The organism is Bacteroidota bacterium, assembly GCA_016721765.1.
Lineage (GTDB): Bacteria > Bacteroidota > Bacteroidia > UBA4408 > UBA4408 > UBA4408.
Window position 1 is genome coordinate 657,282 of sequence record JADKHO010000002.1, and the last position, 24,846, is coordinate 682,127.

24 protein-coding genes and 1 tRNA gene are annotated in these 24,846 nt (G+C 37.3%); 7 read left to right on the forward strand and 18 right to left on the reverse strand.

From position 1 onward, the window contains the following. Nucleotides 1-33: 33 nt before the first annotated feature. On the reverse strand, nucleotides 34-1,029 hold the full coding sequence (gene dusB / locus IPP32_11110) for a tRNA dihydrouridine synthase DusB (protein ID MBL0048630.1): 996 nt from the start codon (nucleotides 1,027-1,029) through the stop codon (nucleotides 34-36). Between the two features lie 43 nt (nucleotides 1,030-1,072). Here dusB and IPP32_11115 point away from each other — a divergent pair, with 43 nt between their 5' ends. Further along, nucleotides 1,073-2,011: a CPBP family intramembrane metalloprotease gene (locus IPP32_11115; GenBank protein ID MBL0048631.1), complete on the forward strand. Its 939-nt coding sequence runs from the start codon at nucleotides 1,073-1,075 to the stop codon at nucleotides 2,009-2,011. Between the two features lie 234 nt (nucleotides 2,012-2,245). On the opposite strand, the gene IPP32_11120 is transcribed toward IPP32_11115, so the two are convergent. The 3 genes from IPP32_11120 to IPP32_11130 form a co-directional block, all read right to left on the reverse strand. Then, a tRNA-Ser gene (locus IPP32_11120) sits at nucleotides 2,246-2,330 on the reverse strand. A 68-nt stretch (nucleotides 2,331-2,398) separates the two neighbouring features. Then, nucleotides 2,399-2,794 carry a nucleoside triphosphate pyrophosphohydrolase family protein gene (locus IPP32_11125; protein MBL0048632.1) on the reverse strand — a complete coding sequence of 132 codons (396 nt, stop codon included), beginning with the start codon at nucleotides 2,792-2,794 and terminating at the stop codon, nucleotides 2,399-2,401. An 85-nt stretch (nucleotides 2,795-2,879) separates the two neighbouring features. Beyond that, nucleotides 2,880-3,869: a helix-turn-helix domain-containing protein gene (locus IPP32_11130; GenBank protein ID MBL0048633.1), complete on the reverse strand. Its 990-nt coding sequence runs from the start codon at nucleotides 3,867-3,869 to the stop codon at nucleotides 2,880-2,882. Nucleotides 3,870-4,068: 199 nt separating this feature from the next. Between IPP32_11130 and IPP32_11135 the strand changes: the two genes are divergently transcribed. Next, nucleotides 4,069-4,524 (forward strand): SRPBCC domain-containing protein, encoded by a 456-nt coding sequence (locus tag IPP32_11135; GenBank protein ID MBL0048634.1) that lies wholly within the window; start codon nucleotides 4,069-4,071, stop codon nucleotides 4,522-4,524. Nucleotides 4,525-4,676: 152 nt separating this feature from the next. Then, nucleotides 4,677-5,168 (forward strand): SRPBCC domain-containing protein, encoded by a 492-nt coding sequence (locus IPP32_11140; protein MBL0048635.1) that lies wholly within the window; start codon nucleotides 4,677-4,679, stop codon nucleotides 5,166-5,168. Nucleotides 5,169-5,246: 78 nt separating this feature from the next. On the opposite strand, the gene IPP32_11145 is transcribed toward IPP32_11140, so the two are convergent. From IPP32_11145 to IPP32_11200, 12 genes are all read right to left on the reverse strand, one after another. Then, nucleotides 5,247-6,878: an acyl-CoA carboxylase subunit beta gene (locus IPP32_11145; GenBank protein ID MBL0048636.1), complete on the reverse strand. Its 1,632-nt coding sequence runs from the start codon at nucleotides 6,876-6,878 to the stop codon at nucleotides 5,247-5,249. A 264-nt stretch (nucleotides 6,879-7,142) separates the two neighbouring features. Continuing rightward, entirely contained in the window at nucleotides 7,143-7,784 is a 642-nt protein-coding gene (locus tag IPP32_11150) for a class I SAM-dependent methyltransferase (protein ID MBL0048637.1), read from the reverse strand. A gap of 65 nt (nucleotides 7,785-7,849) precedes the next feature. Then, complete coding sequence (locus IPP32_11155; protein MBL0048638.1) at nucleotides 7,850-9,082, reverse strand: insulinase family protein; 1,233 nt, start codon at nucleotides 9,080-9,082, stop codon at nucleotides 7,850-7,852. Between the two features lie 203 nt (nucleotides 9,083-9,285). Continuing rightward, nucleotides 9,286-10,587, reverse strand: coding sequence for a serine hydrolase (locus tag IPP32_11160; protein MBL0048639.1), 1,302 nt, complete (start codon nucleotides 10,585-10,587; stop codon nucleotides 9,286-9,288). Nucleotides 10,588-10,644: 57 nt separating this feature from the next. Continuing rightward, nucleotides 10,645-12,903, reverse strand: a complete 2,259-nt coding sequence (locus tag IPP32_11165) for a molybdopterin-dependent oxidoreductase (protein ID MBL0048640.1) — start codon at nucleotides 12,901-12,903, stop codon at nucleotides 10,645-10,647. An 81-nt stretch (nucleotides 12,904-12,984) separates the two neighbouring features. Further along, entirely contained in the window at nucleotides 12,985-13,953 is a 969-nt protein-coding gene (locus IPP32_11170; GenBank protein ID MBL0048641.1) for a hypothetical protein, read from the reverse strand. Further along, the gene (locus IPP32_11175) at nucleotides 13,940-15,397 is read right to left on the reverse strand and encodes an MBOAT family protein (GenBank protein ID MBL0048642.1); all 1,458 of its coding nucleotides are present in this window, start codon (nucleotides 15,395-15,397) and stop codon (nucleotides 13,940-13,942) included. Before IPP32_11175 ends, IPP32_11170 begins: the two co-directional genes overlap by 14 nt. A 6-nt stretch (nucleotides 15,398-15,403) precedes the next feature. Continuing rightward, the gene (locus tag IPP32_11180; protein ID MBL0048643.1) at nucleotides 15,404-16,126 is read right to left on the reverse strand and encodes an SDR family oxidoreductase; all 723 of its coding nucleotides are present in this window, start codon (nucleotides 16,124-16,126) and stop codon (nucleotides 15,404-15,406) included. Next, a complete protein-coding gene (locus tag IPP32_11185; GenBank protein ID MBL0048644.1) occupies nucleotides 16,123-16,521 on the reverse strand; it encodes a hypothetical protein in 399 nt (132 codons plus the stop codon). The genes IPP32_11180 and IPP32_11185 overlap by 4 nt, the downstream gene beginning before the upstream one ends. Continuing rightward, entirely contained in the window at nucleotides 16,518-16,760 is a 243-nt protein-coding gene (locus IPP32_11190) for an acyl carrier protein (protein MBL0048645.1), read from the reverse strand. Before IPP32_11190 ends, IPP32_11185 begins: the two co-directional genes overlap by 4 nt. Nucleotide 16,761: 1 nt before the next feature. Then, on the reverse strand, nucleotides 16,762-18,483 hold the full coding sequence (locus tag IPP32_11195; GenBank protein MBL0048646.1) for an HAD family hydrolase: 1,722 nt from the start codon (nucleotides 18,481-18,483) through the stop codon (nucleotides 16,762-16,764). 187 nt (nucleotides 18,484-18,670) lie between these two features. Next, nucleotides 18,671-20,080, reverse strand: coding sequence for an FAD binding domain-containing protein (locus tag IPP32_11200; GenBank protein ID MBL0048647.1), 1,410 nt, complete (start codon nucleotides 20,078-20,080; stop codon nucleotides 18,671-18,673). Nucleotides 20,081-20,155: 75 nt separating this feature from the next. Between IPP32_11200 and IPP32_11205 the strand changes: the two genes are divergently transcribed. Genes IPP32_11205 through IPP32_11220 form a run of 4 tightly spaced genes read left to right on the forward strand, consistent with a single transcriptional unit; the run spans nucleotide 20,156 to nucleotide 23,805 of the window. Beyond that, a complete protein-coding gene (locus IPP32_11205) occupies nucleotides 20,156-20,977 on the forward strand; it encodes an MOSC domain-containing protein (protein ID MBL0048648.1) in 822 nt (273 codons plus the stop codon). Beyond that, nucleotides 20,974-22,002, forward strand: a complete 1,029-nt coding sequence (locus IPP32_11210) for a hypothetical protein (GenBank protein ID MBL0048649.1) — start codon at nucleotides 20,974-20,976, stop codon at nucleotides 22,000-22,002. The genes IPP32_11205 and IPP32_11210 overlap by 4 nt, the downstream gene beginning before the upstream one ends. Continuing rightward, complete coding sequence (locus IPP32_11215) at nucleotides 21,983-22,462, forward strand: hypothetical protein (protein ID MBL0048650.1); 480 nt, start codon at nucleotides 21,983-21,985, stop codon at nucleotides 22,460-22,462. The genes IPP32_11210 and IPP32_11215 overlap by 20 nt, the downstream gene beginning before the upstream one ends. Continuing rightward, nucleotides 22,459-23,805 (forward strand): amino acid permease, encoded by a 1,347-nt coding sequence (locus IPP32_11220; GenBank protein ID MBL0048651.1) that lies wholly within the window; start codon nucleotides 22,459-22,461, stop codon nucleotides 23,803-23,805. Before IPP32_11215 ends, IPP32_11220 begins: the two co-directional genes overlap by 4 nt. Before the next feature lie 102 nt (nucleotides 23,806-23,907). On the opposite strand, the gene IPP32_11225 is transcribed toward IPP32_11220, so the two are convergent. Both IPP32_11225 and IPP32_11230 read right to left on the reverse strand, forming a co-directional pair. Next, nucleotides 23,908-24,285, reverse strand: coding sequence for a GxxExxY protein (locus tag IPP32_11225; GenBank protein ID MBL0048652.1), 378 nt, complete (start codon nucleotides 24,283-24,285; stop codon nucleotides 23,908-23,910). Nucleotides 24,286-24,355: 70 nt separating this feature from the next. Next, on the reverse strand, nucleotides 24,356-24,829 hold the full coding sequence (locus IPP32_11230; GenBank protein MBL0048653.1) for an ABC transporter ATPase: 474 nt from the start codon (nucleotides 24,827-24,829) through the stop codon (nucleotides 24,356-24,358). Nucleotides 24,830-24,846: the final 17 nt, after the last annotated feature.

A 24,846-nucleotide genomic window follows, 5' to 3' on the forward strand; every position in this document is an offset into this window, starting at 1 on the left:
GAGTCGGAATTAAAATATTCTTGCTAATACTGCTTATGCCGCCACTTCGGCAGACGTGTAATGGTCGGTTATTTCATCCAGTGTTGCATAAATTACGGGAATGTCGTTGCTTGTAACGAGTCTCATCCGAAATTCTTTAAAATGATCTAACCCTTTGAAATAATTTGTGTAGTGCCGGCGCATTTCTACCACACCCAAAATTGGGCCTTTCCATTTGATGCTAAAATCGAGGTGACGTTTGCATACAGCTACACGTTCAGCAATATCCGGCTTCGGAAGGTGCGTTCCGGTTTTAAAAAAGTGCTTTATCTCATTAAAAATCCAAGGATAGCCAATTGAAGCACGGCCAATCATAATACCATCTACCCCAAAGGTATCGCGCATCAACTTGGCTTTTTCAGGACTATCCACATCACCGTTTCCAAAAATCGGAATGTTTATTCTTGGATTATTTTTGATTTCGCGGATTAAGGTCCAGTCGGCTTCTCCCTTATACATTTGCACGCGCGTGCGGCCATGCACAGTGAGCGCTTTAATACCAATGTCTTGCAATCGTTCAGCTACCTCTCCCACATTTTTTGTGGATTCGTCCCAACCTAAGCGTGTTTTTACAGTTACCGGCAAATGCGTAGCTTTTACGATTTCGGAGGTCATTGCCACCATTTTAGGGATATCGCGTAAGAGTGCTGCTCCCGCACCTCGGCAGGCCACATTTTTTACCGGGCAACCGTAATTAATATCAATTAAATCGGGGTTGGCTTTGGTGCTGATAATTGCAGATTCGCGCATGGAATCAATATCGCTGCCGAAAATCTGAATTCCAATGGGTTGCTCGTAATCGAAGATATCCAATTTTTTAACGCTTTTTGCGGCATCACGAATTAATCCTTCACTAGAAATAAACTCCGTGTACATTAAATCCGCACCATTATCCTTGCACACAGCACGAAAGGGTGGATCGCTCACATCCTCCATGGGAGCAAGCAAAAGCGGGAATTCACCTAATTGTATGTTGCCGATGCGTATCAATTTAAATTCTAATTTTGGGGTGCAAATTTACAGCTTTATTTTTATGGATAATTCAATAGTATTAGGTAACCGTAATCCTTTCTCGCAATTACTGATTTTGATAGGCATTGCGCTTTTGTCGGTTGCTGTATTTTCGTTTATCCCGCTCTTATTGGCCCAGCCGCTTTTTGGCATTCATGCATTGAACAATCCTAGCTTATTTTCTCAAACGAATGATCCGCACGTTGTAGCCTTTATGAAATTTATGCAAGTGATGCAATCGCTAGGCCTGTTTGTAATTCCACCATTGATTTTCTCGCTCATCTATCATCGTGAAGTGGTGAATTATTTGAAGTTAAAATTCAACTTCAGTGCACTGTCGGCACTACTAATGGTGCTTATTATGATTAGCGCATTGCCGGCGATAAATTGGTTGGGTGAGCTAAATGGACAATTGAAATTACCATCGGCGTTAGTAGGTGTTGAAACTTGGATGAAAACCATGGAAAGTGAGGCAGAACAACTTACCAAGTCATTTTTGGTTATGCCCTCAATTTCAGTATTGGTACTTAACTTGATAATGATTGCGATCATTCCTGCTATTGGCGAAGAGTTGTTATTTAGAGGTGCGCTTCAAACTATTTTTAGTGAGTTAACCAAAAACAAACATTTAGGAATTTGGATTTCGGCTATTTTTTTTAGTGCGATGCATTTGCAGTTCTATGGATTTTTTCCTCGCATGCTATTGGGTGTTTTGCTTGGCTATACAGTAGTTTGGACAGGCTCACTATGGATACCCATTTTGGGGCATTTTGTGAACAATGGTACAGCTGTTATTGTATCATATTTTGAGCAAAGAGGAAAAATCTCAGCAAACGTCGAAACCATTGGAAGTACATCGGATGCTTTGCTATGGGTGGTTATGAGTTTTTGTTTGGTGGCAGGCTTACTTTTTTGGATGAAAAAAAATGCGCTTGCAAAGCATTCGGTCTCGCTTCAGTAATTCTTTTGGCAAATAAATAGTACTGCACTTTTATTAAATTAAAAAATCCCGTCAAGCGGGATTTTTTTGATTTGCGGAGAGGGCGGGATTACGAACGTGTTCTCCTGTCTCCGATAGTCAAAATCCACTAAGGTGCTACGCACTATTTTTAATTTCCGAAAAGATTTAAAAGCAAGCTTTACATCTTTTCAAAAATCAAAAATCCGCGAAAAGCGGACTTAGTTGATTCATTTGCGGAGAGGGCGGGATTCGAACCCGCGGTACCTTGCGGTACACAAACTTTCCAAGCTTGCACGTTCGGCCACTCTGACACCTCTCCTATTGAAAATTTGGGAGGGCAAATGTAAAAATTAATCTTTTACCTATGGAATTTATTATTGTTGGTACTTACTTCTCTAAAATGCTCTTAATATCGGGTCGGAAATAGAGTTTGCTTTTCAGAATTTTTCCATCTTCCCGGTAGATAGGCTCGCCATTTTCATCCAATTTACTCATATTGCTGCGTTGTATTTCATCAAATATTTCTTCAATCTTAAAGTGCAATCCATGTTTAATGATGGTTCCAAATAGGATGTACATTTTATCGCCAAGTGCGTCGGCAATTTCAGTTAAATCGCCCTTTTTGCAGGCTTCAAGGTATTCCTCATTCTCTTCCTTCATTAAATTATAACGCAACATGTAATCTTGTTCGCTAATTGTGGCTGTAGGTTCGCTGTGGTAGGATATTTTAAATACTTCGTGAAATATTTTCACTTTGTTGATATTCTCAAGTAGTTCGGCCATTTGAAATAAAATTTTAGCTCAAATATACTGGCAACTCAAGTTGGATTTTTAAAAACTTATTCAAAAATTTGAACAACTATTCTAGCTATTTATTCAAGGCTGATTCCTTATTATACTTTGCTTTATAGTCCAGCGGTGACATGCCGGTAATCTTCCGGAACACTTCTCGAAAAGCTTTAACATCGGCATATCCCACCTCAAACATTACCTCGTTAATGGTTTTGCGGCTGTTTTCAAATGCCTTTTTAGCCGCTTCCATTTTTACGCGTTGGGCATATTCCAAAGGAGTATTACCTGTTGCTTTTATAAATCGGCGGTCGAAGTTTCTTCTGCCTACAAAAAATTTTGCAGCTAAATCTTCCATGCTTATTTTTTCGTGCAGGCGGCTTTCAATAAAACCTTGAGCCTTAATTACCATTTCATCCTCATGTTGCTTTTGGCCGGTAAAAATCGAAAAGGCTGATTGGCTGTTTCGATCCATTTCGATTTGAAAAACTTTAGCACAAAAAATAGCGGTGGAACGGTCGTAATATTTTTCGATGAGGTAAATCAATAAATTCAAAAAAGAGTAGGCACCTCCATTGGTGTATATTCCATTTTCGTCGGTAATTAATTTATCGGGTTGGAGGAATACTTTAGGAAATTGCGTTTTAAAATTTTCGGCAGCCGACCAATGTGTGGAACAAGTCTTTCCATCAAGTATCCCACTAGCGGCAAGCAAAAATGCACCGGTGCAAATGGATGCGATTTCGGCTCCATTTTTATATTGATGCTGAATCCAGTCGATACTTTGCTTATTTTCCTTGATAGATTTTTGATAATTATGATTTAGGGATGGAATAAAAATTAGGTCAGTGTGCTTGACTGAAGCGATATTTACATGTGGTTTTACCGAAAATAATCCATCGTAATAGTCCACCTTTTTGGCGCTACCAACCAGTTGAATGGCGAATACGGGCTTTTTTCCATTTTTAACAAAAAATTCATTTGCCTTTGTAAACAATTTGTATGTTCCAACAATGCTGCTGAGGTTATTTCCATTGCCATTTGGAACAAGAATAGTTAGGTGTTTCATTTCATTTTTTTTACAAATCTAACAATCGAGCTTGTCTAAATCAACCCATTGCAATGTCTATTTTACACCCCTTAAATACTGTTTATAGAAGCTAATTTTGTATCCATCAAAAGTAAATGGGCAAGCGTTCAACCATCGGGAACTAATGCTGCAACTCAATGAAGACATTAAAGGAATTGAATTTAAAAATCAAGAAATAATGAGCGCAAATAATTTTACACTAATAATTTTAGTCGATAAATCTCCAGAAGAAGTATTTAATGTAGTGAAGAATGTGCGATTATGGTGGTCGGGATTATTTGGAGAAGAATTTAACGGAGATTCCGAAAAATTGCTTGAAGAGTTTAGTTTTCGTGCAGGAGATGGAATGCACTACAGCAAGCAAAAATTAATAGAACTTGAGGCGAATAAAAAAATTGCTTGGCTCGTTACTGAAAGTAAGCTAAACTTTTTAAAAAAAACAGATGAATGGACATGTAGCAAATTAATATTTGAGCTCGAACAACAAGGAAATAAAACGCAAGTTACATTTACGCATCAAGGCTTGACACCGGAAATAGAATGTTTTGATTCCTGTGCTCCGGCTTGGACCATGTATATACAGCAAAAATTGTTGCCTTTGCTTAGCGCAGATAAAGTGCCGGCAAAGAGTTAAGCTATTCGCGAAAAATTTATTTCTTCTAAATGAAAAAAAAGTTTTTATTGCTGGTCCTTGGAGGACTAGTTGTTTCAAGTTGCAAAAATAAATCACTACGAAATTCACAGCTCAAAAATATATCTGATTCAACTAATTTTAATACACAAATGATCCAAAATAAAAGTTTTACAGCAAGCATTATAGTTGACCAAAGCCCTTCTAAAGCATTCAAATCAATATTGGATTTTCGCGTTTGGTGGTCGGAAGAAATTGAAGGCCCTACGGACAAATTGAATGAGTCATTTTTTTATCATTATAAAGACATACACCTCTGCAAAATAAAGTTAATTGAAGTTATTCCCGAAAAAAGAATTGTGTATCAAGTGCTGGAAAACGAATTTAATTTTGTGAAAGACAAGAGTGAATGGGTTAATACGCATTTAGTTTTTGAACTAACGGAGGAAGCCGGCAAAACAAAATTAACTTTTACACACGAAGGATTGGTGCCGGAATACGAATGTTACAAAGTGTGCAACGATGCATGGAGTGGTTACATCAAAAACAGTCTTTACAATTTAATTGTAAGCGGAAAAGGAAATCCTAATCCAAAAGATAAAGATGGATTTAATGCTGAATTGGCTGCAAAATGGAAGTTGAATTAATTGTTATTCAATCATTCATCCCACAATCAAATAAAAAAGCACTTTTTTCAACTCGCCTTTTTTAAAGCGATACGCCAATTAGGTTTGAATAACCCCAACGTTATATGCTTTGGTTATAGGTGCATGATTCGCCATTTCTATTCCCATTGAAATCCATTTGCGTGTATCAAGGGGATGAATGATTGCATCCAACCACAAGCGGGAAGCAGCGTAGTAGGGCGAAGTTTGAGCGGTGTATCGTTCTGTGATTTTATCGAGTAATTCTTTTTCTTCTTCGGGAGTTATTTCTTTTTTGCCTTGCGATTTAAGTGAGGCAACTTGAATTTGCAACAATACTTTGGCAGCTTGCGCACCGCCCATTACAGCTACTTGTGCCGTTGGCCAACCCACAATTAATCTTGGATCGTAAGCTTTTCCGCACATGGCATAATTTCCGGCGCCGTATGAATTTCCCGTTACAACGGTAAATTTGGGAACAACCGAATTGCTCATTGCATTTACAAGTTTTGCCCCATCCTTAATAATACCGCCTTGTTCCGAACGCGAGCCCACCATGAATCCGGTAACATCTTGTAAAAACACCAAAGGAATTTTCTTCTGGTTGCAATTCATAATGAATCGCGCAGCTTTATCGGCGCTATCGGAATAAATTACCCCACCGAATTGCATTTCGCCTTTTTTGGATTTCACGACTTTTCGTTGATTGGCAACAATTCCAACTGCCCAACCATCAATTCGGCCTAGTCCACACAAAATGCTTTTTCCGTACAATTCTTTGTATTCTTCGAATTCGGAATTATCTAAAATGCGATCGAGAATGTCGCGTACATCGTACTGCTTATCGCGTGTTTCAGGAAAAATACCGAGGATTTCCTTTTCATCCTTTTTAGGAAGAGCGGGAGTTTCGCGGCTAAATCCGGCCTTTTCATAATCACCCATCTTATCAAAAATGGCACGAATGGATTTTAAGCACTCTTGATCATTTTCTGATTTATAATCGGTAACCCCCGATATTTCGCAATGTGTGGTTGCACCGCCTAAAGTTTCGTTATCAATATCTTCGCCAATGGCGGCTTTCACCAAATAAGAACCTGCCAAAAATATGGAGCCTGTTTTATTTACAATTAAAGCTTCGTCGCTCATAATCGGAAGATAAGCGCCACCTGCTACACAACTGCCCATAATTGCCGAAACCTGCACTATTCCCATAGAAGACATAATTGCATTGTTTCTAAAAATTCTTCCAAAATGTTCTTTATCCGGAAAAATTTCATCTTGCAATGGAAGGTATACCCCGGCACTATCAACCAAGTAAATGATAGGCAATCGATTTTCCATGGCGATTTCTTGGGCACGCAAATTCTTTTTTGCGGTAATTGGAAACCAAGCACCGGCTTTTACAGTAGCATCGTTGGCAACAATAATACATTGCCTTTTGCTCACATATCCGATAACTATTACTACACCCCCACCCGGACAGCCGCCATGCTCAGCATACATTCCATCGCCGGCGAAAGCTCCAAGTTCGATTGTTTTTGAATCCTTATCAATTAAAAGTGCAATTCGTTCACGGGCCGTAAGTTTGCCTTTTGCATGTTCTGAATCAATTTTTTTGGGTCCTCCACCTTGATGAATTTTTTCTAATCGTCGCTCCATATCTACAATGAGGCGCTTCATTACATCTTCGTTGCGGTTAAATTCTATGTCCATAAATTGTATTAATTGAGGTGTAAATATATTCAGAAAGTACAGTATTTAACTAAGATTTTGTTTAATAAATAGTGCAATTAAAAAGATAAGTAAATATAGAACGCGGATTACACGGATTATTGCGATCATCGCTGATTTTTTGACCCCATTTTATCTTTTGAATAGTTAGGGAAATTTCAATTATAAGCGGATTTATTAAGGACACAAAATAGCGAAGGCATTAATGCTATTAATTATCAATTTAATGAAATAGCGTAACTACATTTACAATTTCCGCATCAGCATCAAGCCATCGCGAATGGGCAAAAGTACATTTTGCACACGGTCATCTTTGTGCACTTTTCTATTAAAAGCATCAATTAGTCTTGTATCCTTATCCATTTCCCCGGAAGGGAGTAAAACTTTGCCACTCCAAAGTACATTGTCTGCTAAAATGTATCCACCGCTTTTCACTTTATCAATCACCAAATCGAAATAATTGGAGTAGTTATTTTTATCGGCATCAATAAAAACCAAATCAAAGGTTTCAGAAAGTGTTGGAATAATTTCCATGGCGTTTCCAATGCGGTAATCAATGCATGAAGTAAGTGCGGCCGATTCGAAATATCCGCGCACTCGTTCTTCTAATTCGGCGTTTATATCGAGCGTAATTAATTTTCCATCCGGCTTTAAGCCACCTGCTAAACAAATTGCGGAATAACCTGTATACGTGCCTATTTCGAGCACACAACTTGGCTGAATCATTGAACTAAACATGCTCAATACTTGTCCTTGCAAGTGACCGCTCAACATGCGAGGCATCATCACTTTTAAATGTGTGTCCCGATTTATTTTCTTTAAAATTTCCGATTCATCTTGCGTATGTGCTTCAACATATGCAGCCAGTTTTTCATCTATAAATTCCATATCGCTAATTTAATTTCATAATTCAAAACCTCTGCAAACCAATGATTGAAGCGCTTCTTCTTGAATTATTTTGATAAATAGGTTAATCGACTCAGTTGCTTCTTTTCAAATACCTGATTCGCAATTGCCAAAATCTTTTCTGGAGTAATGCTTTCTATTTTTTTATAAATATCGCTTAACTTGTCTACTTTATTAAAAAGCAAAATACTTTTCCCAAGAGAAAGCATCAAATTTACTTTACTTTCTTGTGCCAGTGCTATATTGCCGATGAGCTGCTGTTTTGCAATTTGCAATTGTTGACTTCCCATGCGTTTGGTTTTAAGTAAATCCAATTCCTTGTGCACTAATTGTACGCAGCGCTCAATGTGCTTTGTATCTGTTCCCATGTATACACTAAATAATCCTGTATCGGTGAAAATGGCATAATTGGATTCGAGGTTATAGGTAAATCCATACTTTTCGCGGATAGCCAGGTTTAAGCGGCTGTTCATGGCGGGGCCGCCTAATAAATTATTCAACAGCACGAGACTCGTTCTATCCTTATGATTTACGCCATAGGCCAAACTTCCAATGATGCAGTGCGATTGATTGGTATCCTTTTTTGTTTCCACCTCACGTGGTTTATATGTTTTGAATGCTTTTCTTTTTTGGTCAGATGTTTTGAGCTTAACTGAACCCAGGTGCTTTTCCATGATGCGTTTTAAAAGAGCTTCAGGAATATTTCCGATTGAACTGAATACAATTTGATTGCTTGTATAATTGCGTTGAACAAAATTAAGTATGTCTTTACGCTTTATTTTTTTTAAGCTATCCGGAGTACCTAAAATATTTTTTCCAAGCGAGTGATTGGAAAAAATTTGCTCATCAAAATCATCAAAAATTTGCTCGGAAGGATTATCGAGATAGGAATTGATTTCATCCTCGATTACTGCTTTTTCCTTTATAATTTCCTTATCGGGAAAGGTTGATTGAAAAGTAATGTCGGCAATTAATTCCACTGCGCGTTCAAAATAACGCGTAAGAAAAGACGCATAAATGCAGGTTTCTTCTTTTGTTGTATAAGCATTTAATTCGCCGCCCACAGAATCAATACGATTGAGGATATGAAATGCTTTACGCTTTTTTGTTCCTTTAAAAAGAACATGTTCAATGAGGTGCGCAATGCCTTGTTCGTGCTCGCTTTCATCGCGCGAGCCGGCATTAATAATAATTCCACAATGGGCTACATCATCGGAAGTTTGCTTATGTATAATTCGTATACCGTTTTTGAGTGAAAATATCAGAAATTCCTTTTCCATAGTGCATTTGCGTGAGTGCTTGATAAGTGGCTAATAACTAGCCCCGCACCTTAAATTTTAAGCTTGCAAATATGCAACAAACTAAGCGAAAAGCAGAAGTTTGAGAATGAATAATTGATTCGCTTTAATTAATCGGACCTTCGTGCCCCATTCTGAATCACAAGATTGATTCTAATCGTTTAGGTGAAAAAGCCCAAATGCCCCTACCTTTGAATGATTATTTTTTGACTTAAGTCGGCAATTTTTATTACATAAATCCCATCGGGAAGATCAGCTATCCAGAGCTTTTGACCACTTGTTGTTAAATTCGCTTCACGCACCATTGTTCCCATTGAATTAAATAGCTTGCAAGGTATTTCTTTGGCATAAGGTGTACTAAAAAAAACTTGAATTTCATCTTGAGCAGGATTTGGAAAAATATTTATGCTCGTTTGTAAGTTATTTTTTTCAATAGAAACTGTGCTTCCGCAAAATACATCATTCAATTTAGCCCACACTTCATTATCAAAATTAGAAAGCGCATAAACCGGAATCCCAGAAGAGTTACCCATTCGAACCACTACCAAATCGAGACTTGGAACAACATATATTTTTTGGTCATTTTTACCAAGCGCTGCAACTGCATCTGCCGGAGCATTGGGAATTAAGGTGGATTGAAAAACAAATTGTGATTGTGGCAGCATAAAAGAACTTTTGCCATTCAACCACCATAAATATCCATACGCCAGATTTAAATTTTGTGAGCTGTTTAACATGCTTTGAAAATAACTTGTATCGTGCAATAAGGTATCAGCATTCCAAATTCCTTTGTTCTGGATTAATAATCCAAAGCGTGCCATATCACGGAGACGACTGTAAAAAATATAATCGTACCACAGACCTTGCATGCCAATTTTAGATTTAATGCGGCTTGTGGTAAAGGCATTATAGCTATTGCCGCTTGCATTTGCAATTACATCTTCCAGCAAATGGTAAGGTGCATTGTGGTATGCCCAGCGTGTGCCGGCATCGGCTAAATACGTTAGACAGGTATCCACAATACAAAAATCATCCGGCACTCCATCGTCTAAACCACTTGTCATACTTAATTGATGTTTAATTTTTATTAAGCGTTCTTTTTGTGGAGGGCAGACTGTCCAACCTGTTCCGAGAAATCGGGAGACTGTATCTTCAATGGATAATAAATTTTCTTCTTGCGCAATGCCGGTTAAAAAACCTGTAAGACTTTTGCTTGCTGAAGCCCAATACCAAAGGCTATCTTGCGTAAATGTTCCAAAGTATTTTTCTAGGGCAATTTTTCCTTGCTTTAATACGATAAATGCTTTCGTATTTTTTTGTGCCAAGTAATTTTCGAGAGAATCAATTTTATCCGGGCACCAACCCAAAGATAGCGGTGAAATGGTATCCCAAGTATTCCCCAGAAGCGGTGGGAAGTAGCTTGATTGTGCTTTTGAATTTACTGCACAAAAATTTAGGATGACAAAGTAAATCAGAATCTTTTTCATAAAGTTTTTCTAATATGACACAAAAGATTGTAAAAAGTTTAATGCAGTCTCCTCGATTTATTCAGGCTTTTGATACAAATTCATCAACACTTTTTCGGGAGTGAAAGGTGCACTAAATGAAATTTTAGCAGAAGGATTAAAAGCTAGCACTGCGTTGCGAATAGCAAAGTAGGCCCCAATTCCATACATCAAAGGGGGTTCACCTACTGCTTTAGAATTAAAAATGGCGCGCTCGCTTCCTTGCGTTTCCAAAGGGTGAATGGTAATTTCTTTTGGAACCGAATAGATATCCGGAACTTTATAAGTACTGAGCGCATTGCTCATCAGCTTGCCCTCGCTATTATAAATTAATTCCTCTAAAGTCATCCAACCAATACCTTGAACGAGGCCACCTTCAATTTGCCCTTTATCAATAATGGGATTCATACTTTGCCCATAATCGTGCACCACTTTTACGGAATCGAATTCGTAGGTGCCGCGCAAACAATCCACTGTTACAGTAAACAAGGAAGTGCCATACACATGATAGGCAAAGGGATGCCCTTTTTCTTTAGTTGCATCGAAATGAATTTCGGGTGTGGCGTAATGTGCACTTTCGGACAAACTTTCGCGGTTTAAAAAACAAGCCATTACCAGTTTGTTCCAAGACCACTCGCTCTGAATTCCGTTAACAAAAACCCACTCATCTTTTAATTCAATGGATTTTATATCTGCTTTTAACTCAAGTGCAGCTCTCTGTTTTAGGCGCATTAAAATTGCTTTGCATGCCATCTCAGTAGCCTTTCCATTTAGGTCGGCTGTTGCGCTTGCAGCAGAAGGCGAAGTATTTGCTACACGTGTGGTATTGGTACTTTCCACTTTAATTTTTGAAGGAGAAATTGAAAATACATGGGCAGCCACTTGAAGCATTTTAGTATTAACCCCCTGACCCATTTCCACTGCGCCGGTGCTAACACCCACACTTCCATCGGTATACACATGCACTAATGCACGTGCTTGATTCATTAAGGTTTTGGTAAACGATATTCCAAAACAAATGGGCATAATTGCAAAGCCCTTTTTGGTGAATTTATTTTGAATGTTGAATGCTTCTATTTCTTCCCTTAGCTTTTTTGTATTAAATAAATCATCAGCGGTTTGCCAGCAATGATGCGCTTCGCAGCCCTTTGTAATTTGACCGTAATGAAATTCATCTCCTTCGTTCAATAGATTTTTTTTCTGAATTTCGCTAGCGCTTAAACCCAATTCTTCGGCTGCTTTTGCTATTGCCGCTTCAATAACAAACATCCCTTGAGGGCCACCAAAACCTCTAAACGCGGTATTGGGTGGAACATTTGTTTTACAGCTAAATGCTATTACTTTAGCATTTGGAATGTTGTAAGTATTATTCGCATGAAACAAAGTGCGCTCCATTACAGCAGGCGATAAATCGGCAGCAGCACCGGCATCTTGATAAAATGTTGCTTCGTAAGCAAGAATTTTTAAATCCTTTGATAGTCCCAATTTAAAATCAGAACTGTAAGGGTGACGTTTACCAGTCATGCGCATATCGGCCATTCGGTCGAGGATACATTTAACCGGACGTTTTAAGTGATAGGTAGCGAGTGCTGCCATAATTGCCCAAGTCGTAGCTTGATCTTCCTTGCCTCCAAAACCTCCGCCGAGTCGGGTAACATCCACTTCAATTTTGTGCATGCCAAGTCCCAATACTCTGGCAACCGTGCGCTGCACAGCTGTTGGGCCTTGAGTAGAAGATACAATTTTGATGTTACCATTTTCTAAAGGGATGGCATAAGCGCCTTGTGTTTCGATATACAAATGTTCTTGTCCACCGGATTCGGCAATCCCTTCAAAAATATGATCACACTTTTCCCAGTTTGCTGCTGTATCACCTTTTTGAAAAGTTCGAGGAGGAATGATGAGTTTATTTTGTTTTGCAGCTTCGCGCGGATCTACAATTGGAGTGAGCTTTTGAAAATCGACTTTAATTAATTTGAGTGCTGCTTTCGCTATTTCATCACTTTCGGCCACTACCAAGGCAATGGGCATACCGCAAAAATGCACTTCGTGTTCGGCCAGCAATTCTTCATCGGGAATAATTCCACCAATTTGATTTTCGCCGGGAATATCTTTGAATGTAAAAACACGAACTACGCCAGTCAATTTCTCCGCTTCAGCAGTATCCAGCTTTAAAATTTTACCGTGCGCAATGTTTGAATCAAATGCATGCGCAAACAAAGTCCCTTGCAGCAAAGGAATATCATCCACATAAATAGATTCGCCACGCGTATGTGTAAAAGAATCAATGTTTCTCATCCATTAATTTTTATGTGACTAAAATTAGAAATATTAATCAAAATCAGGAAGATAATGTGAATTATTAAGGAATGCACGCAGCTAATTGTGCAGGTCCTTTACAATTTGTTGGGCAACACTTTTTGAAAATTGCACAGCCGATGTTTTATACAAGTGATTGCCATCGGTATATTGATAGCTGGCGGTATCCTTGTAATTTAAATAACTTACCTTTTCGGATTTAGCGAGCAAATGCATCAAGCCATCAAAATTAGGCATGTATTGATCTTCGATAGCAATCATTTTTTCTTGGGCCGGAATCCGCAACAAATAAACCGTTCCGTGCGTTTGTAGGAACTGAATAGTTTTTCGTAAATAGTTGTAACGAAGTATTGAAAATGTAAAATAGGGCAATGCATTTTTATTGTAATCGATAACCTTTGCTTCCAATCGCTTGGCAACAATTGCACTATCCATTGGTATTTCAACATCGAGCCAGCCGTCATTATCCACAATAGATTCGGGACGGATAATTTTATTTTTTAGGATACAGAAATAGGGATAATTATAGGATTGAATGAGGTAAGGAATATTGGGTTTCGCATTCACATACATTGTCTTTCCTACCGGGTTTTCAATTTCAGGAAAATTTAGAGCATCGTTGGGGTTTTTTGATTTTGCGTTGGAAATACACCAAGGATCAAGGGTCACAATGAAAATTCCATTTTTAGCATTTACATCAATTTTCTTTTTAATGCTCTCCAAGTAAGTTGGGCCATAAGGTGAATGCGCTAAGGTAAAAGAGTAATTAAACAAGTGCGTATTGATACCGTTCGCTTTAAATATTTCATTTAACACAGCTGGTTTCATTCCCTGAGCTGCGCGGGAAGCGCCTAAAATCAAGGATTGCTGCTTGGGTGAAGAAAAGCGCACATAAAATTCATCGCTCTTTCCATCAGCCACAGCAAAAACCGCCAAGATTGACAAGGCTAAAAGAGCAGAAAATAAAAGTACTTGCAAACTAAATTTTTTCATTCCCGAAACTTTCTTTATCCAATTAAAATTGAGCATAAATAAATTTTTGCCCTTGACCAGTCATTAAAAAAATAAGCATGGCAAGAACATAATACGTCGTCCATCGCTTTATTTTTGATGCCTTTGAGCAATATTGATCAAATCCAAAATCGCTGTCTCTTCCCAGCCATTCGGTGCGTAGCATTATAAAAATAAAAATAGGACAAACGAGTAAAATAAATTTATCGATTACCAATCCGTGGTGTGTCGTAAAAAAATCTTGCGTAAAAATGCGGGCAAAATATTCGCCTGCTTTTGGGATGGATTCAGCTCTAAAAAGCACGAATGAAAACATCACCAAAGAGAAGGTAACTAACATATTTACAAATTCCTTAAGTGTAGGTAACTTCCTATCCTTTGCAATTTTTTTACGCTTATTTATGGTGCCGTTTAAAATTAAAGGAATGTAAAAGCATCCGTGCAGTACTCCAAATAAAACATAGGTCCAATTGGCACCATGCCACAATCCGATGATAAAAAAATTGATGAGAATAGCTGCGATTAAGCCTCCTTTTTCATAATCTCTAAAGGCAATACTCAGCGGAGTAAAAACGTATTCAGTAAGCCACGAAGTGAGTGTAATGTGCCATTTGCGCCAAAACTCAGCAATGTTTTGCGCAAAGAATGGGAATTCAAAATTCTTTGAAACTGAAAATCCAATTACGCGCGAAAATCCAATTGCCATATCGGAATATCCCGAGAAATCAGCATACAGTTGAAAGGCATAAATCACTGCACCCAAAATTAAAGTATTGGATGGCAAGGTGGAATAGTGATCGAATATTTGATTTGATATAACACCACACGTATCGGCAATAGCCACCTTTTTAAACATGCCCCACAAAATTTGTTTGAGGCCGGTGGTAGCCATTTGATAGTTAAATGTTCTTTTTGTTTCGAGCTGCGGTATAAATGATTTAGCTCTATCAATTGGACCCGAAAGAATACATGGAAAGAAAGCGAGGTAATTCAAAAACACAAGCGGATTTTTGCAAGCAGATAATTTCCCCTTATGAATATCGAGTAAATAACTAATGGTTCGAAAAGTAAAAAAACTTATGCCCAGCGGAACTGCAATTTTAAGCGTGCCAATATTCGGCGCTAAATGCATTGCATCTAAAACCGTATTAAAAGATTGTACAAAAAAGTTGAAGTACTTAAAATATAAAAGTCCGCCAATACCTTGAATTAAGCCAATTGCAAGAAAAACGCTCTTAGCGGAATCGCTTTTGCTATTTTCGATTTTGATTCCCAGATAGAAATTGAGTACAGAAATTACTAGCAGAAAAGAAAGCAAATGCCAATCTGTCCATGCATAAAACAAATAGCTTGCGGCTAGTAGAAGCAAATTTTGAGCTGTTACATTTCTATTTGCAACAAACCAGTAACCCGCAAATAATACACTAAAAAAAACGAAGAAGGAAATGGAGTTAAAAGGCATTTTGTGTTATTTAATGCTGGAAGCCGCATTTATGGCAATATCAATTCCATTAATTTGATTGGATGCATTTACTAAATAAAGAACAGTTTCGGCAACTTCTTGAGTAGTCAAGATTTTTTTAAGCGGATGACTTTCTCGAATTTGTTCCAATATCCTTTCGTCGGTATTTTGTGTTAAAGCCGTTTCCATAAAGGAAGGCGAAACAGAATTTGACGTGATGTTGAACTTTGCATTTTCATTTGCCCAAACTTTAGTTAATTTTTCGAGGTAAGCCTTATTTGCAGCATACACTGCGGAACCAATAGGCGGTGCGCCAATTAAAGCAGAAGTTAAAATGCTTATTATTTTTCCACTTTTCCTTTTTCTGAAAATGTGGATTGCTGCTTTTGTGAGCTCGATTATTGGTATGATGTTGTTTTTAAAATCGACAAGAAAGTCATTCGTATCAATTTTATGAAAATGTGATTTAAGGTATTCACCGGAGTAAGCATTATGAATTAAGACATCTAAATTGAGTTCAGCCATTTTTTTGGTGAGTTCATTTACAGCTGCTTCATCCGAAAAATTACAAGCAATTGCACTCGTATTGCTAAACTCATTTTCAATTTGCTGTGCTTTAGCTTGTGAGGAATTATATGTAAAATAAACCGTATTCGATTTATCTTGCGCCAATACTTTAGTGATATCGGCGCCCAAGCCTGAGGCCCCTCCGGAGATTAATATATTCATTCTAAAATCCCTATTTGAATGTTCCCTTTAGCCGCGATTTTGCCTGCTAAATTTTTAAACTGAAATTTAAATTCAATTGCCTTCACCGACTCAAATACTCCGTTGACTTGCGCTGTGAATTGCAATTCCTCATTGAGGTACACCGGATTTTTAAATTGAATCTCTTGTGCAAGAATGATAACGTCTTTAGTGGGAAGACATTCACCAATAAAATACGAAAGAAAGCCATTCAAAATATTTCCATGCATCACTTTACTTTGAAATCCCTTATTCACCGCAAAGTCGGAATTAGTGTGCAGTGGATTTTTGTCTTTAAAAGCAGCAATGAAATTATCATAAATTTCTTGTGTTATGACAAATTTCTCCGCAAAGGAATCGCCTTCTTTAAAAATCATATTCCTTTTTCTTGAAGGCAAGTTAACATATCTCCCACATTGTTCCAGCTTTGAATTTCTTTAGATGTAAATCGTATTTTAAACTGCTTTTCAACCGCTACAACCAATTGAATGTGTGTTAAGGAATCCCATTCTTCCACATCATTGGCGGCAGTTTGCTCTGTTAAAACAATTTCTTCGTTATCCAGAATATCAATAAAAATTCCATTTACTTGGGCAAGCATTTCACTTCTTTGCATTTTATTTTTTATTAATGTAGGTTATCTTATTCTCGTAATCATTCACATCTAGCTTCCATTGTGTTCCGACTTCTGAAAAATTTAGCTTGGGATAATGCTCCTTTACCATTTCGTTTTTTGCAGTAGGCAAGTATTCGGCGAGCAGTGTAGCATAGTTGTTTTCCTTGGCATATTGAACAATTGTGTCCAGCACAAAATTTTCCATTCCGCGTTTTAGCACACGGCAACTCATAAACCACGTATCAATAAAGAGCGTTTGGTTGTTTTGCTTTTGCAGGATAATCACACAAATTAAACCGTTGTCACCAAATTTATCTTCCAATGTAAATGCGAAGGTAACGTGTTCATTCGAATTCGCCAGTAATTCAATATCAGCCTCAGCATAGCGAACCGTACGAAGGTTAAATTGATTAGAGCGTTGTGAAAGTTGTGCTACACGCGGTGTATTAAATTTGTTGAATGATTCCACAACGGAAAGCATATCCAAACTTTTTAAAAAATCATCCTCATTGGTGAACTTTTTTTGAATGTTGTTGCGTTGCGCTTCCACTTGATACAATTTAGTTCGTTCGAGGTCTTCGTTCGAAAAAGAAACAGTTTCAAATAGGTTTAAGGTGTATAAGTAATTTAAGTATTCGGCAGGATCTTCGGGAAGCTCAGGCACACAAATTTCGGGTATATTTTCGCGTACAATATTTCGCTCAAACGGATTATCATCCACAAAAACCATTGAATCAAATCCAATATTTAAAATGCTTTGAATGTGGCGAATATTATCGGCTTTATTGTCCCAATTGGCTACAAACACCGAAATATCATCCAAACGCAAAACCATGTCCGGGTGTTTTTCAAAAGGTTCCTTGGCAACCGATTCGGTATTTTTACTGCATACTGCTATAATTACACCGCGGTTTTTGAGTTTCTTCACCCAATATTGAAATTCAGAAAATGCTTTTCCAATTCCCAGGCTTCCAACTTGAATATTTTCGAGACCATCGTCGCCTATAATACCACCCCAGGTCGTGTTGTCAAGATCGAGAATGATGCACTTTTTAAATTTCCCATTTAACGCGCCTATCAAATCAATTGTTTTGGAAGCAACAAGTGGCAATGCATCAATACTTAGCACCATTTCGGTGTTGATATACACAGAACTTTGAAAAAAGGCAGCTTTCCCAATTTCATTTTGGATGGATGAAATATCACACAAAAACAAGTTTGAGTTTTGTGCGGCATAGTTCATTAATTCGAAATTTAATTTTCGTATTTGAAACAAAAAGGAGGCTTCGAGTTTAGTAGAATAATTACCAAACACTGCATCGTCAATTTCGGTATAGTTAAACTGTATAATTTTTGCTTTTAATTGTTCCGATAAAGTAGCGCTAATGTTTGAAATCAAATCTAATTCGGAGTTAGCTAAGGTAGCTTGTTGCTCAGGTTTAAGTTTATTGTACTTCCCAAGCAATTTGTGCGATGATAAATAAATAAGCACAATATCCGGTTGAAATTCATACAATTCAGAATTGGGATCAAATACTTGTCGTTCGATTTGATTAAAATCGGCTTCGTGCACTTGTATATCAAAACCCTTATCAAAACCATCTCCGCGCAATGCTTGCACCAGAAATTGAGTTGCACTATCTCCTAAGACCGAAAGTTTAATTTTTTTTAAGCCTGAAAAATCCTTCTTTAAGTTGCGTTTTAATTGAGCAAAATCCTTCATCGAATTGTTTATTAAAGGAGCGAGTATTGCAGCGTTTCTTTTCCTAATTCAAATTAAACCAATAAGCAGATGCAATGCTTCACTACGTATACTTGTATCCCGAAAATTTTAAGCCTGCAAATATAGCAGATTTTAGCAAAGCATAGCCTGTTTTAACCAAGCATTGGTAAAAGAATGAGTAGAAAATTTACACAGCAGTTAAAAGCAGTTTTTCAGCATTTATGCTGTTAGGGAAAAGTTGAATAAAATGAGCATAAAATAATTGACGTACCAACAACCTTTTGTATTCAGCCGTACCTCTGGCATCCGATATAGGCGCAATTTCATTTTGCAATATTTGGGCTGCATCCGTAATTACTTCTTCAGAAATATTTTTACCAATTAAAAATTCAGAGGTTTGATTCAGGTATTTGGGAAATGCAAAAACTCCACCGGCAGAGACATTTGCCTTTGAAATTTTGCCGTCAACAACTTCAAGCAGCATTGCGCTGTTAACGCTGGCTATATCTAAATGTGTGCGCTTGCTTACCTTTTCAAAATTAAAAAACGAAGTGGAAGAAGGCAAATCAAACATAATTTCTTCGATATATTCATCAGCTGCTTTATCAAGTGTTTTATAGCCTTTATAAAAATCTTTCAATAAAATAGTTCGCTTAACTCCATGATTATTTAATACTAGTGATGCATTTAAAGCCAGGAAAAAAATTGTCATATCCCCAATTGGTGAGGCATTCACGAAATTCCCGGCAAGGCTTGCCATATTTCGTATAGGTGTTGATGAAATCAGTTTTGTATGCTTACCTATATTAGGGAAAATCTGCTTCATCAGCGCACTATCTCTAATATCTTCAACAGTTGTAGATGCTCCCAAATGCAATATATTGGCTTCTTTTCTTATACCATTCAACACCGGATTATCAAAAACAAAATCAATATTGGCATGCACCATGCTTTCGTGTTTTTGCACATACAAATCGGTTCCGCCGCCCACTTTAATTTTTACTTCATTTGACACAGAAGGCGCTTTAAATTCTTTCAGCTGCTTTTCGATTGTTAAGAAGTATTCCGGAATAAATTTTTGCGCCACGAGCCAAGGAATTAAGTCGGCTTCCTTCCTGTTAGCCACTTGAGCTACAATACTGGCAGCGGCTCTTTCGAGGGATTTGTATCCGGTGCATCTGCAAATGTTGCCATCTATAGCAGCTATAGCATTGGAATAATTCGGAGTTTTTACGCTCATGCAAAAACCTACCAACGACATTACAAATCCAACTGTACAAAATCCGCATTGGGTTCCTCCTTCGTTCACAATTGCTTGCTGAACAGGAGTTAATTCTTTACTGTTAATACCTTCTACCGAAACAATGTGTTTACCTTGTGCATTTCCAAGCGGCATAAGGCAAGAAGTCATAGATTTATAGACTAATTTTTCATTTTCGAAAGCGCCAACAAGCACGGTACAAGCTCCACAATCGCCTTCACGGCACCCTATTTTAGTTCCTTTTAAATTTTGTTCATACCTTATAAAATCTAACATTACCATACCGGGTGGCAAGTGTGTAGAAATTAATTTATCATTTAGAATAAAGGAGATCATTCACTATTTATTTAATTGTAAAGTTAATTTTTTTTCTGTGCGATTGTAAGCAAGGAATAGTAATTTTGAAAACAAATGAAAGAACTTAGGTTATCACAAATTACAATTTATCCGGTTAAATCGTTAGGCGGCATTGCTCTTACTTCGGCATTAGCCGAGCAGCGAGGATTAAGATATGACAGGCGTTGGATGATTGTAGATGAGCAAAATAAATTTATTACACAACGTGAAAATTCAAACATGGCTTTGATTGGAACGCGTTTAGATACCAATGGTTTTGAATTGTTTCACAAGCATTTTCCTGAAAATAAAATTTTCATTCCATTCGCTATTACGCATGGAGAATCACTCCTTGTGACCGTTTGGGACGATACATGCGTGGCATTGCATTGGAATGAAGAGGCAGATAAATGGTTGAATTTAACCCTCAACATGAATTGCAAATTAGTATATATGCCCGAAAGTACACATCGTCAGGTGGATACAAAATTTGCCCATAATAAAGAAATAACCAGCTTTTCAGACGGCTTTCCTTATTTAATTATTGGAGAAGAATCATTAAACAATTTAAACTCCAAATTAGAAAAAACAATTCCGATGAACCGCTTTCGACCAAATTTTGTTTTTGAGGGAGGAGAAGCTTTTGATGAAGATACTTGGTTAAAATTTAAAATTGGCGAAGTGAACTTTGTGGGTGCAAAACCATGCGGGCGATGTGCCATTACAACAATTAATCAGGAAGACGCAACACAAAGTAAAGAGCCATTAAAAACACTCAGTAAATATAGAACCCAAAAGAATAAAGTATTATTTGGACAAAATTTACTTACCGATTCCGGAGGAAAGATTAATGTGGGCGATAAATTAGTGGTGTTAGCATATAAATCTGAAAAGTGACCACAACATCCACCAATATAAGATTAAGGATAACTGCCTTATGGGCATTTAGTGAAGCATTTTTGGGGGGTATCTTGCATGCCTTTCACATTCCATTTGCCGGATTAATCTTATCGTCATTTGCAGTCTTATGCATGGTGGCTATAGCCCTTCAAGGTCCCTCCAAGGGAGAAATCATAAAAGCAACCCTTTTGGTAATAATAATTAAAGCATTACTCAGTCCACACACCCCTGTAAGTGCTTATTTCGCAGTACTCTTGCAAGGTGCAATGGGTGAATTGTTATTCTTAAGCGGAATGCCTTTTACTTTGTCGTGTTTACTTTTGGGGATAGCCTCTTTGCTTCAATCGGCCTTTCAAAAACTTATTATTTTAACCTTAATTTTTGGTGTAGATTTTTGGAAGGCACTGGATGAATTTTTAAACAGCATTAATAAAATGATGGGTCTTAGTTCCATTTCCTATAGTATTTACCTTATTGCAGTTTACTTAGGTCTGCATTTAATAGCCGGCATATTTGTTGGGATTTTTTCGGGAAGACTACCTCATTTTTTTTCGCAATCTGCTTTCGAGTTTAATACCCAAAAATTTGAGGTTCCAACTACATTGACGCTTTTTCCTTTGAAAAAAACCACAAAAAACCGTTTTACAAAACCCATTTATTGGATACTTTTTATACTACTATTTGTTGCCCTTTATGAAACATTTTTTCCTGGCAAAATGCCCCCTATTCTAGGAAGTAAGGCATTTAAATTAATTTTACGATCAAGCATTTTTTTGCTTCTTTGGTATTTTATTGTCGCGCCAATTTTATTGATGCTATTTCAAAAATGGCTCGCAAAACAACAAAGTAAATTTTCGAAAGAAGTGGATAGTATTTTAAAACTAATTCCGGAAATGAAATACATTAGTGAGCAGTGCTGGCAAAGAACTTCTACCAAACGGAGCTTCAAGCGAATTAGTACATTTGTGCGATTTACTTTTTTTATGTTGCTTGCAAAACAAAATGCAGATATACATTCTTAGCGGGCAAATTCAGCGTGGCAAAACCACTTATCTTTTAAATTATAGTAAGGAACATCCAAACTGTTCTGGAATACTGAGCCCTGTTATTGCCGGGCGGCGCTATTTTTATGCTATAGCATCAAAGGAAAAATTTAAAATGGAAGCCGATTCCAACGAAATAAATACCCTCGAAATTGGCAAGTACAAATTTTCGAAAACTGCGTTTGATTGGGCAATTGAGCAATTACATGAAGCAATGAAGCGTGCTCCGGAGCTACTCATTATTGATGAAATTGGACCGCTCGAACTTAAAGACCAAGGATTTTCGGAGGTATTGAAGCGATTGCTGGAGCCTTCTGCCAACATTAAAAACTTACTATTAGTGGTGCGAGAGAGTGCCGTTGAGCAGGTAATCGCCCATTTTCAGATTAATTCAGCTCAGCTAAAATTTTGGGATTGGAACCCCTATATTAAAGTATGAGTACGAAACTAAAACGTTCACTTGGTTTAACAGAATCAACAGCCATCAATATGATTGATATGGTTGGTATTGGGCCATTTGTAACTATGCCCTTTATAATCGGAGCAATGAATGGTCCAACCTGTTTATTTGCGTGGCTTTTGGGAGCCATTCTTGCTTTTGCAGATGGATTTGTGTGGGCAGAATTAGGTGCCAAGTGGCCCGAAGCGGGTGGAAGTTATCAGTTTTTAAAAAAACTTTTTGGTGAAAAGAAATGGGGAAATTTATTCTCCTTTTTGTATATCTGGCAAACAACTATTCAAGCACCTTTGGTGATTGCAAGCGGCGCCATTGGGTTTTCGCAGTACTTTTCTTATTTAGTGCCTTTGGATATTTGGCAGCAAAAAGCTGTTTCAGGTGCCTTAGTTATTGTGATAACTTTATTGCTTTATCGAAATATTTCGGATGTTGGAAAAATATCGGTGCTTTTGTGGGCAGGCGTTTTACTCACATTTGCCTGGTTAATTTTTAGTGGATTCACCCATTTTAATTCGGCGCAAGCATTTGATTTTTCGGGTGGAGCAGATTGGACCACGACACTTTTTTTTGCCGGATTAGGGCAAGCAAGTATTAAAACGGTGTATAGTTTTTTAGGATATTATAATGTATGTCATCTCGGAGCTGAGATAAAAGAACCGGAACGTAACATTCCCAGAAGCATTTTTATTTCCATTGCCGGAATAAGTGTTTTGTATTTATTGATGCAAATTTCTGTCTTGGGCGTTATTCCCTGGCAAGAAGCAAAAGACTCTCCTTTTATTGTAAGTACTTTTTTCGAAAAAATATATGGTCATACTACCGGACTTGTCGCAACGGGCTTAATTCTCTGGATTGCATTGGCTTCGCTTTTTGCAGTAATGCTGGGCTATTCCAGAGTGCCTTACGCTGCAGCGGTGGATGGTAATTACTTTTCCGTTTTTGCAAAAGTGCATCCTACCAAAAATTTTCCACATGTTTCGCTTCTCATTCTTGCTGCCGTTGCTTTTGTTTTTAGTTTGCTCTTTAAATTAAAAGAAGTTATAACTGCCATTATCGTAATGCGCATTTTAATTCAGTTTGTAAGTCAATCTGTTGGGGTTATATTATTGAGAAGAAAAAAGGTAGAAATGCCTTATAAAATGTGGTTTTTTCCATTGCCTGCTTTGATTGGTATTTTAGTGTGGTTATTTATCTTTTTTTCGAGTGAATGGATTTATATTGCGGGGGCTTTTGGCGTTATACTTTCGGGAATAGTTTTGTTTTTATTATTTGCTAGAAATAAGGGTAATTGGCCTTTTGAAGGGGAGAAGATTGGTACTCTTTAATTTTAAGAATGGATTAATTTGTGTGTTTTGAGGTATTAATCGGCATTGGAGGGTTCTCACAGATTTCGCGGATTTTCACAGATTTTTCAGAGATTTGAATAACTAGTTAATGACTCTAATGAGGCTTACTTTATCTACTAAGCTAGATACATTAAAATTGACTAATATTCCTAGCGGTTTTTTTGCTAATCTTAAATAAGTAAGTAATTGTTTGTAATGAACTCCATGAATCGCTTCTACTGATTTTAATTCAATAATCACGGTTTCTTCCACTATGATATCGAGGCGAAAGCCTATGTCCAAATTTTCGCCCTTATAAATTACAGGTACACCGATTTGGGTTCTAAAACTCAAACCGCATTTGTCGAGTTCATAAGCTAATGCAGCTTCGTAAACACTTTCGAGTAAGCCGGGACCAAGTTCCTTATGAACTGTAAAAATGGCTCCTCTAATTTTGAAGGTAATGTCGTTTATTTCCATGGTTCAAAGATATAACGCACTTTAAACGAATGGTAACGATGAATGAAGTATAAAAGGATGATTTTTTATGCTAAACTAGCATCTTACTGTGCCAACTATCTATTAATGGAATTTCCCAATTGCTTTCAAAATCAGCTTTATTGCTCACCAAATTATTAAACACAATTGTTTCAGGCGTAATTTCACCCAATTCAATTTTCTTTTCGAAGTTGGAAAGGGAACAAGTTATAACCTCATCATTTATTTTATAGGCAACCAAAAGGCGATTCATCAAATTGATGTTGAGTTGTTTTTCTATGTTTTGAAAAAAATGAATGGATTTATCAATTCCGCAACCACTTGCATTTGCTTGCGATTCGTCGACAAATAAGACTAAAAATCGATTGTAGAATATTTCAAGTTGAGATTTTAGTAATTTTCCGTGTGCGGTCCAGTTATCAATAAATGTGACAGCATCCTTTTTAATTAAGACTACCTCTTGGTCAGTTAACGCTCTATCGGCTTGGTAAATCCAAACTTTTGATTCAGGGATAAAATTATTCATGTTTAATACTAAATTCA

Bases quoted from the DNA above. Each gene is read 5' to 3' on its own strand.
- IPP32_11165 (MBL0048640.1), bottom strand. From the start codon at position 12,903: ATGAGAAACATTGATTCTTTTACACATACGCGTGGCGAATCTATTTAT.
- IPP32_11160 (MBL0048639.1), bottom strand. From the start codon at position 10,587: ATGAAAAAGATTCTGATTTACTTTGTCATCCTAAATTTTTGTGCAGTA.
- IPP32_11115 (MBL0048631.1), top strand. From the start codon at position 1,073: ATGGATAATTCAATAGTATTAGGTAACCGTAATCCTTTCTCGCAATTA.
- IPP32_11130 (MBL0048633.1), bottom strand. From the start codon at position 3,869: ATGAAACACCTAACTATTCTTGTTCCAAATGGCAATGGAAATAACCTC.
- IPP32_11205 (MBL0048648.1), top strand. From the start codon at position 20,156: ATGAAAGAACTTAGGTTATCACAAATTACAATTTATCCGGTTAAATCG.
- IPP32_11215 (MBL0048650.1), top strand. From the start codon at position 21,983: ATGCAGATATACATTCTTAGCGGGCAAATTCAGCGTGGCAAAACCACT.
- IPP32_11195 (MBL0048646.1), bottom strand. From the start codon at position 18,483: ATGAAGGATTTTGCTCAATTAAAACGCAACTTAAAGAAGGATTTTTCA.
- IPP32_11230 (MBL0048653.1), bottom strand. From the start codon at position 24,829: ATGAATAATTTTATCCCTGAATCAAAAGTTTGGATTTACCAAGCCGAT.
- IPP32_11170 (MBL0048641.1), bottom strand. From the start codon at position 13,953: ATGCTCAATTTTAATTGGATAAAGAAAGTTTCGGGAATGAAAAAATTT.
- IPP32_11220 (MBL0048651.1), top strand. From the start codon at position 22,459: ATGAGTACGAAACTAAAACGTTCACTTGGTTTAACAGAATCAACAGCC.
- IPP32_11145 (MBL0048636.1), bottom strand. From the start codon at position 6,878: ATGGACATAGAATTTAACCGCAACGAAGATGTAATGAAGCGCCTCATT.
- IPP32_11185 (MBL0048644.1), bottom strand. From the start codon at position 16,521: ATGATTTTTAAAGAAGGCGATTCCTTTGCGGAGAAATTTGTCATAACA.
- IPP32_11180 (MBL0048643.1), bottom strand. From the start codon at position 16,126: ATGAATATATTAATCTCCGGAGGGGCCTCAGGCTTGGGCGCCGATATC.
- IPP32_11125 (MBL0048632.1), bottom strand. From the start codon at position 2,794: ATGGCCGAACTACTTGAGAATATCAACAAAGTGAAAATATTTCACGAA.
- IPP32_11225 (MBL0048652.1), bottom strand. From the start codon at position 24,285: ATGGAAATAAACGACATTACCTTCAAAATTAGAGGAGCCATTTTTACA.
- IPP32_11190 (MBL0048645.1), bottom strand. From the start codon at position 16,760: ATGCAAAGAAGTGAAATGCTTGCCCAAGTAAATGGAATTTTTATTGAT.
- IPP32_11200 (MBL0048647.1), bottom strand. From the start codon at position 20,080: ATGATCTCCTTTATTCTAAATGATAAATTAATTTCTACACACTTGCCA.
- IPP32_11135 (MBL0048634.1), top strand. From the start codon at position 4,069: ATGAGCGCAAATAATTTTACACTAATAATTTTAGTCGATAAATCTCCA.
- IPP32_11175 (MBL0048642.1), bottom strand. From the start codon at position 15,397: ATGCCTTTTAACTCCATTTCCTTCTTCGTTTTTTTTAGTGTATTATTT.
- IPP32_11150 (MBL0048637.1), bottom strand. From the start codon at position 7,784: ATGGAATTTATAGATGAAAAACTGGCTGCATATGTTGAAGCACATACG.
- IPP32_11155 (MBL0048638.1), bottom strand. From the start codon at position 9,082: ATGGAAAAGGAATTTCTGATATTTTCACTCAAAAACGGTATACGAATT.